Origin of the sequence: Acidovorax sp., from assembly GCF_022763525.1 — a bacterium.
Lineage (GTDB): Bacteria > Pseudomonadota > Gammaproteobacteria > Burkholderiales > Burkholderiaceae_C > Acidovorax.
The window spans coordinates 1-6377 of record NZ_JALEGG010000003.1; the positions used below are offsets into that span (position 1 = coordinate 1).

At 67.2% G+C, this 6377-nt stretch carries 8 protein-coding genes; 4 read left to right on the forward strand and 4 right to left on the reverse strand.

Features of this window, described 5'->3' with window-relative positions; genetic code table 11:
* Window positions 1-704 (forward strand): ATP-binding protein (locus MRY84_RS00065; RefSeq protein ID WP_291503735.1); only part of this gene is annotated, 704 nt, incomplete at its 5' end.
* Window positions 705-754: 50 nt separating this feature from the next.
* On the opposite strand, the gene MRY84_RS00070 is transcribed toward MRY84_RS00065, so the two are convergent.
* The gene (locus MRY84_RS00070) at window positions 755-1222 is read right to left on the reverse strand and encodes a phosphopantetheine adenylyltransferase (RefSeq protein ID WP_291503736.1); all 468 of its coding nucleotides are present in this window, start codon (window positions 1220-1222) and stop codon (window positions 755-757) included.
* A 207-nt stretch (window positions 1223-1429) separates the two neighbouring features.
* On the opposite strand from MRY84_RS00070, the gene creD reads away from it, so the two are divergent.
* Together creD and MRY84_RS00080 are read left to right on the forward strand one after the other, a co-directional pair.
* A complete protein-coding gene (creD, locus tag MRY84_RS00075) occupies window positions 1430-2890 on the forward strand; it encodes a cell envelope integrity protein CreD (RefSeq protein ID WP_291503737.1) in 1461 nt (486 codons plus the stop codon).
* The gene (locus tag MRY84_RS00080) at window positions 2887-3213 is read left to right on the forward strand and encodes a hypothetical protein (RefSeq protein WP_291503738.1); all 327 of its coding nucleotides are present in this window, start codon (window positions 2887-2889) and stop codon (window positions 3211-3213) included. Before creD ends, MRY84_RS00080 begins: the two co-directional genes overlap by 4 nt.
* Window positions 3214-3339: 126 nt before the next feature.
* Here MRY84_RS00080 and MRY84_RS00085 read toward each other — a convergent pair whose 3' ends face one another.
* The 3 genes from MRY84_RS00085 to MRY84_RS00095 form a co-directional block, all read right to left on the reverse strand.
* Window positions 3340-3846, reverse strand: a complete 507-nt coding sequence (locus MRY84_RS00085) for a hemerythrin domain-containing protein (protein WP_291503739.1) — start codon at window positions 3844-3846, stop codon at window positions 3340-3342.
* A gap of 393 nt (window positions 3847-4239) precedes the next feature.
* Window positions 4240-4821 carry a hypothetical protein gene (locus tag MRY84_RS00090; RefSeq protein ID WP_291503740.1) on the reverse strand — a complete coding sequence of 194 codons (582 nt, stop codon included), beginning with the start codon at window positions 4819-4821 and terminating at the stop codon, window positions 4240-4242.
* A 72-nt stretch (window positions 4822-4893) separates the two neighbouring features.
* Window positions 4894-5112: a CsbD family protein gene (locus MRY84_RS00095; protein ID WP_142149166.1), complete on the reverse strand. Its 219-nt coding sequence runs from the start codon at window positions 5110-5112 to the stop codon at window positions 4894-4896.
* Window positions 5113-5563: 451 nt separating this feature from the next.
* On the opposite strand from MRY84_RS00095, the gene MRY84_RS00100 reads away from it, so the two are divergent.
* Window positions 5564-6377, forward strand: an 814-nt coding sequence (locus MRY84_RS00100; protein ID WP_291503741.1) for a DUF1800 family protein, incomplete at its 3' end; no start/stop codon positions are given.

The window sequence follows — 6377 nt, forward strand, 5'->3', positions numbered from 1 at the left end:
GCGACCTGGCCCGCGCCATGGACCGCATGCGCGCCCGGCTGGAGGGGCGCGACTACATCGAGGGCTATGTGCGCGCCCTCACGCACGAACTGAAAAGCCCGGTGGCGGCCATCCGCGGCGCGGGCGAGCTGCTGCAGGACGACCTGCCCGCTGCCGACCGTGCCGAGTTCGCCACCCAGGTGGTGCAGCAAAGCGAGCGCCTGCAGCGCATCATCGACCGGCTGCTGGAGCTGTCCAAGCTGGAGCAGCGCCACCATGCCGAAGGCCGCGCACCGGTAGCGCTGCACGACTGCGCCGAGGCCGCCATCGGCCAGACCCGCGCCCGCGCGGCGCAGCGCGGCATCACCCTGGCGCTGCACGGCACCGGCGCCAGCGGCCCCTGGGAGGCCGAATTGGTGACCCTGGCGCTGACGAACCTGCTGGACAACGCAATCGACTTTGCACCGCCGGCCAGCACGGTGCAGGTCGAACTGGTTGGCAGCACCGTGGCCGTGCAGGACGCGGGCCCCGGTGTGCCGGACTATGCCTTGCCGCGCCTGGGCGAGCGCTTTTTCACCACCGCGCGGCCGGGCGGCGAGCGCAGCGGATCAGGCCTGGGGCTGGCCATCGTCAAGCGGGTGATGGCGCTGCACGGGGGGCAGATGGTGGTGCGCAACACGGCGCCCGGGCTGCGCGTGCAGCTGGAGTTTCCCACCGGTCATTGAGCCGGCAAGAGCCCGCCAGCGCCGTTCGCGCCGAGTCACCGTCGGCCCGCTCAGAACAGGCTTGTCGACGGGTCGCGCGGGGCCTTCTGGGCAGGCTCGGCCCGAACGGTGGCACCCGGTTCAGGCATGCCGCCTCCCGATGGGGCACCCCGCAGGTGCACTCCCAACGCGACCACCAGCAAGCCCAGCGCCGCCACGTCCACCCACACGACCCGCAGAAGCGCTGCGCTCAGCGCGCCGTCCCGCTGCAGCCATGCCAGCAGCAAGAACGACGTGACGCTCGCCAGCCCCGCCACCAGGGCCAGCCGGTGCAGATCGGGGCGCAGCGCGGCCCAACCCAGAAAGCCGGCCAGCAGCCCGAAAAGCACCGCGCGGTGCCGCAGCAGCAGCTCCAGGCCCGCGTCCTGAACCGGGGAGCCGTACAGCTGCACCAGTTTGCCAGCGCCCAGCACGCCCACCACGGGCAGCGCGTGGATGACCGCGACCACCACCAGAAAACCCGGAACCATCCAGCGCATACCGACCCCTCCATGTACCTGTGCCGTTTGTACGGCGCTGGAGCGCGCGCGTCGATGACCTGGGAGGTCATGGCGGACGGCCGGGCGCTACCGGCCTTCCCGCGTGCCACTGACTTCACCTTCGCCTCACAAACTTCATCACCTCCTCACAGCGCCGCAAAACACTCGCCTCCACATTCACATTCCCATCACTTGCGGAGGATCTCCTTGAAACATCCCTTGTTCACCAAGCTGGCCGCGCTGGCAGCCATCGGCCTGTTGCTGCTGTTCGGCCTTTCCATGATCGACAACGTGGTGCGCGACCGGGTGCGCTACCGCAGCCTCACCGCCCAAAGCGTGGCCGAGAGTCTGGCCGGGCCGCAAACGCTGATGGGCCCGCTGATCCACAGCGCCTGCGTGGAGAGCTGGGACGTGGAGACCGGCAAGGGCGACGAGCGCCGCATGGTCGAGCAGCGGCGCGAGTTCCGCCTCACGGCCATGCCCGAGCAGCTCAAGCTCACCACCGGCGCAGCGATGGAAGAACGCGCGCGCGGCCTGCACAAGGTGAACACATACAACCTCAAGGCCCAGATCACGGCGCAGTGGGGGTCGCTGGCCGCTCTGGTGCCGCAAAGCACCATCAAAGACTCGCGCATGCACTGCGGCGCGCCCATCGTGATGATGGCGGTGGGCGATGCGCGCGGCATCCGCACGGCGCAGTTCACGCTGGGCTCGCAGGCCCTGGCACTCAAGCCGGGCACCTTCCACCCCGCGTACAGCCGCGGCCTGCACGCCGCGCTGCCCGAATCGGTGCGCGGCAAGGCGGACGGCCTGACCGCCACGCTGGACCTCGAACTGGTGGGCACGGAGCGCCTGTCCATCGTGCCGCTGGGTGGCAACACCGAGGTGCTGATGACCAGCAGCTGGCCGCACCCATCGTTCGCGGGGCGCTTCCTGCCCTCCGAGCGGGAGATCACCAAGGCCGGCTTTTCGGCCCAGTGGCGCTTGTCGTCGCTGGCCACCACGGCGCAGGCCGACATCGCCGAAGGCAAGCCCGTGTGCGTGGGCGGCGACAGCGGCAGCGCCTACGCCAGCACGCGTGACAGCGACTACAGCGCCGCGGCCGCACCCGCGCAGGGCCCATGCGCCGACAGCTTCAGCATCGCCTTTGTCGAGCCTGTCAACCCGTATTCGCTGAGCGACCGCGCCATCAAGTACGGCGTGCTGTTCATCGCCCTTACGTTTGTGGCAGTGGGCCTGTTCGAGGTGATGAAGAAGCTGCGCGTGCACCCGGTGCAATACCTGCTGGTGGGCAGCGCGCTGTGCAGCTTTTTCCTGCTGCTGGTGAGCCTGTCGGAGCACCTGCCGTTCGGCGTGTCGTACGCCGTGGCGGCGAGCGCCTGCGTGCTGCTGCTGGGCTACTACGCCAGCCACATCCTGGGCGGCCTGGCGCGCGGCATTCCGCTGGCGGGCGGCATCGGCGTGCTGTACGGGCTGCTGTATGTGCTGCTGCAGCTGGAGCAGACTGCGCTGGTGGTCGGTGCCGTGGCGCTCTTCCTGGTGCTGGCCGCGGTGATGGTGCTCACGCGCGAGGTGAACTGGTACGGGCTGGCCCAGGGCGGCACAACGCCCCCGCGCGCCACGCCGCCCGCCGCTCGCCAGCCCACGCCGCGCACGGAGGCCGCATGATCGCGCACAACACCCCACCGCAGGCTTGGGCCCAGCACCTGGCAGGGCCGCCGGCCGGCGCCCGGCCATCGTCCGGCACCCCACTGACGATGGCCGAGGCCGCTCGCGTGCAGCGCTACCGCGACCAGCTCATGGCCGCCCTCCGCGCGCAGGACCGGCCCGCGTTGCGCAACGCCAAGCAACAGGTGCTGGAGGCCGCCTTCGGCCCCGGCGGCCCCTGCCCCGCCGAGCCCTCGGCCGAGTCGCCTGCATTGCGCCGGGCGCTGCGCGACCTGTCGTGGCGCATGGCCGCCGTGCTGCTGGTACGGGGCGCGCACCGGTGAACGGGCGCGCCCATCACATCAAGGAAATGAAAGAAATTGGCAGCCAGCGCTTACCCAACCATCGCACGCAGCTATCGATTTAGTAGCAAACCACCCGGACGGACTGACGCCCATGGGCACCCGCACTCAGGCGGTGGCAGCCGCCTGCGGTGCCGACGCCTCGTCGGAGCAAGTGGCCCCACCGCAGCCATGGATCAGCTCGGAAGGCAGCGCTTGCGGCGCATGCACCACGCCCGAGGCCGGGTCGAACCCGACGCGGCGCAGGTGCAGGGCCAGGGCGGCATCCATGCTTTGGGCATGCTGCGGAAACCACAGTGCCAGTTCGCTGGCCATCACGCGCAGCACCTTCAGGTCGCCCTGCTCTGCGCGCTGGGTGCCTTCGCGCATGACTTGCAGGACCACCTTGTGCTGCATGCTGTGGCAGTTGCCCGAGGCAAAGCGGGTGGATGCCATCCAGTCGTCTTCCTGCGCGAAGTGGTGGTCGGTGTGCTCCACCAGGGCCTTCCAGGTGGTCAGCACGCTGGCGTCGTCGGCCTGCTCCACCGCAGCAAGCAGGTCGACGAACTCGCGGTGGGTGTGGTCCATCAGAGGCAGGTCCAGGGCCAGCGCGTCCGACCATTCGAGTTGAGCCATGGGGTTCCCTTTGCAGCAGCAGCTAGAAAAACAGCCCGTGAGCTTAGGGCGGCTGCCACCAGCGTGTATTGACGCAGGTCAGTTCTGAGAACCTGTTCAAGAATTTTGGGGGCGCACAAATACCTTGCCGGGAGGGGATGCCAGGCGCGTTGCAGACCGCCCGGCAAGGCACTTGCCCGACGAGCTGGAGTGAAATTGGGCGATTGGACACCCCGCCTGCCTGCTCGAGCCCATGCGGCGCATCCGAAGCATCCACTTCATCACATTGGCACGCCAATGCGATCCCCGAAAGCTCTTGAACAGGCTCCGAAACCCTCGGGGCAGTCCCGCGCCCAAAAAAAAAGCCCCGCTCGCGGGCGGGGCCTTGGTCTTCACCAAAAAAACGCGGGGCGATCAGCTCTTGCCGTACATGCGCTTCATGTCGTCCACGCACTTGGACTTGGCATCGCCCGACATGGCGTCGCATCGTTCCTTGGCGGCCTTGTAGGCAGCGTCGTTCTTCTCGGCGTTGGCATCCTTCTTGGCGTCTGCCACGTTGGCGCCCTTCTCGGCGGCGCTGTCGGCAGGCTTGGCCTGGGCTTCGGCGACCTTGGCGTCTTCCTTGGCCTTCACGCGGGCTGCCTTGGCGTCCTTTTCGCAGACGTCCTTCTCATTGCCCTTCAGGTCATCGCACTTTTCCTTGGCCACGTCGTACGCCGCGTCAGCGCGAGCGTCTGCGACCTTACGGGTGGCCTTGGGGCTGGGCTTGTGCTGGGCGTCGAGTTCAGCCTTGGCGACGTTTTCAGCGCCCTTGGCCTCCTTTTCGCAAATGTCCTTGGCGTTGTCCTTCAGGGCATCGCACTTTTGCTTGGCGGCCTTGTAGTCGGCGGAAATGCGGTCCTTGCCCGCCTTGTAGTCCGCGTCGGTCAAGGCGAAAGCGGACGTTGCCATCAGGCCAGCGGCCACCGAAGCCAGCAGGGTACGGGTGAATTTCATGGGGTTCTCCTCTGTGGAATTTGAATCGTGATCAGAAAGCGCTTTGCCGTTCAGCGGCGAAGGCCGGGGCCCTCAGTCGTTGAAGCGGAAATCGGGGTGGCGAGCCTGCCAATCGCTCAGCTGCTTTTCAGCCACATCGCGGGCAATGCCCTGGCGCTCTTGCAGCTTGCCCAGGAACTGTTCGCGCTTGCCGTCGATGACGTCGAAGTCATCGTTGGTCAGCTTGCCCCACTGCTCGATCATCTTTCCCTTGAACTGCTTCCAGTTGCCTTTGACGGTGTCTTCATTCATGGTGTGAGTCCTCCAAAGATTTCGCCTCCGCCCTCCACCCGAAGTGCGTGGAACTGGTGCGTGAAACGATGGGGACGACTCTAGAAATGATTCACCGCAGGCCCCGTAGGCGACGCCGTGCAGCCCGCGTCAGCACAGGCCTACGGCCCTTGCAGGACACGCGGAGGGCGAAGCGACAATGGCTGTGGCAGTGACCTGCCACAAAGTGTTGCAATTTGCCATCACCACCCCACTGTTACACGCAGCCCCTTCCCAGCAGCCTGTTTCGTTTGGTAACGGTTGTGTTTCCGTGGGGGATTTTGGTGTGGTGAAGTTGCACTTGCGCGCTTCCGACATGGCGCTTTCATCCCCACGAGTTATGCAAACCATTCACGAGGAGCCCGTCGCGGTGCAGACCCCGACCGAGGCCCAAACCCGTCCGCAGCGTGTTGCGGCAACCCCTGAATCTGCGATGAACCCCCTGCCCCTCGCGGCCGGTCTGGCCGCGGCTGCCGCGTTGGCCGCATGCGGTGGAGGTGGTAGCGGTGATGGCACGGGGGTCGGCGTGGGTTCCGACGGTGCCGGCGCCGGCGCGCCCAACAGCAGCTACCCCGCCCCCCAAAGCGACCAGGAGGCCGCCCGCTTCCTCCTGCAGGCGCAGTTCTCCGCCTCCCCCGGCGAGATCGCTGCGCTGCGTGCAACCACCTACGCCAACTGGCTCGAAGCCCAGTTCAATGCGCCCCCATCGGTGGGCGGCTTTGATTGGCTCAACCAGCGCGGCTACGCCGACGTCAACAAGGACACCGGGTTCTACGACAACAGCTACCCCGGCGACTACATGATCTGGCACCAGCTGCTGCAGTCGCCCGACGGCGTGCGCAAGCGCGTGGCACTGGCGCTGTCGGAGATCCTGGTGGTGTCGCTCACCGGGCTGGACTTCAGCTGGCGCAGCCACGCCATTGCCTGGTATTGGGACCAGCTCGTGGCCAATGCTTTCGGCAACTACCGCAACCTGCTGCAAGACGTCACGCTCAACCCGGCCATGGGGTACTACCTCAACACCCGTGGCAACCAGAAGGAAAACCCGGCCACCGGCCGCCAGCCCGACGAGAACTACGCGCGTGAGGTCATGCAGCTCATGTCCATCGGGCTGGTGCAGCTCAACGCCGACGGCACGCCCCAGCGCGACGGCGCGGGCAAGCCCATCGACAGCTACACGCAAAGCGACGTGACCAACCTGGCGCGGGTATTCACCGGCTACGACTACGACCAGTCGCAGAACACGC

Excerpts from the sequence above, each read along its gene's own strand:
- MRY84_RS00070 (WP_291503736.1), bottom strand. The coding sequence starts at position 1,222 with ATGCGCTGGATGGTTCCGGGTTTTCTGGTGGTGGTCGCGGTCATCCAC.
- MRY84_RS00080 (WP_291503738.1), top strand. The coding sequence starts at position 2,887 with ATGATCGCGCACAACACCCCACCGCAGGCTTGGGCCCAGCACCTGGCA.
- MRY84_RS00085 (WP_291503739.1), bottom strand. The coding sequence starts at position 3,846 with ATGGCTCAACTCGAATGGTCGGACGCGCTGGCCCTGGACCTGCCTCTG.
- MRY84_RS00090 (WP_291503740.1), bottom strand. The coding sequence starts at position 4,821 with ATGAAATTCACCCGTACCCTGCTGGCTTCGGTGGCCGCTGGCCTGATG.
- MRY84_RS00095 (WP_142149166.1), bottom strand. The coding sequence starts at position 5,112 with ATGAATGAAGACACCGTCAAAGGCAACTGGAAGCAGTTCAAGGGAAAG.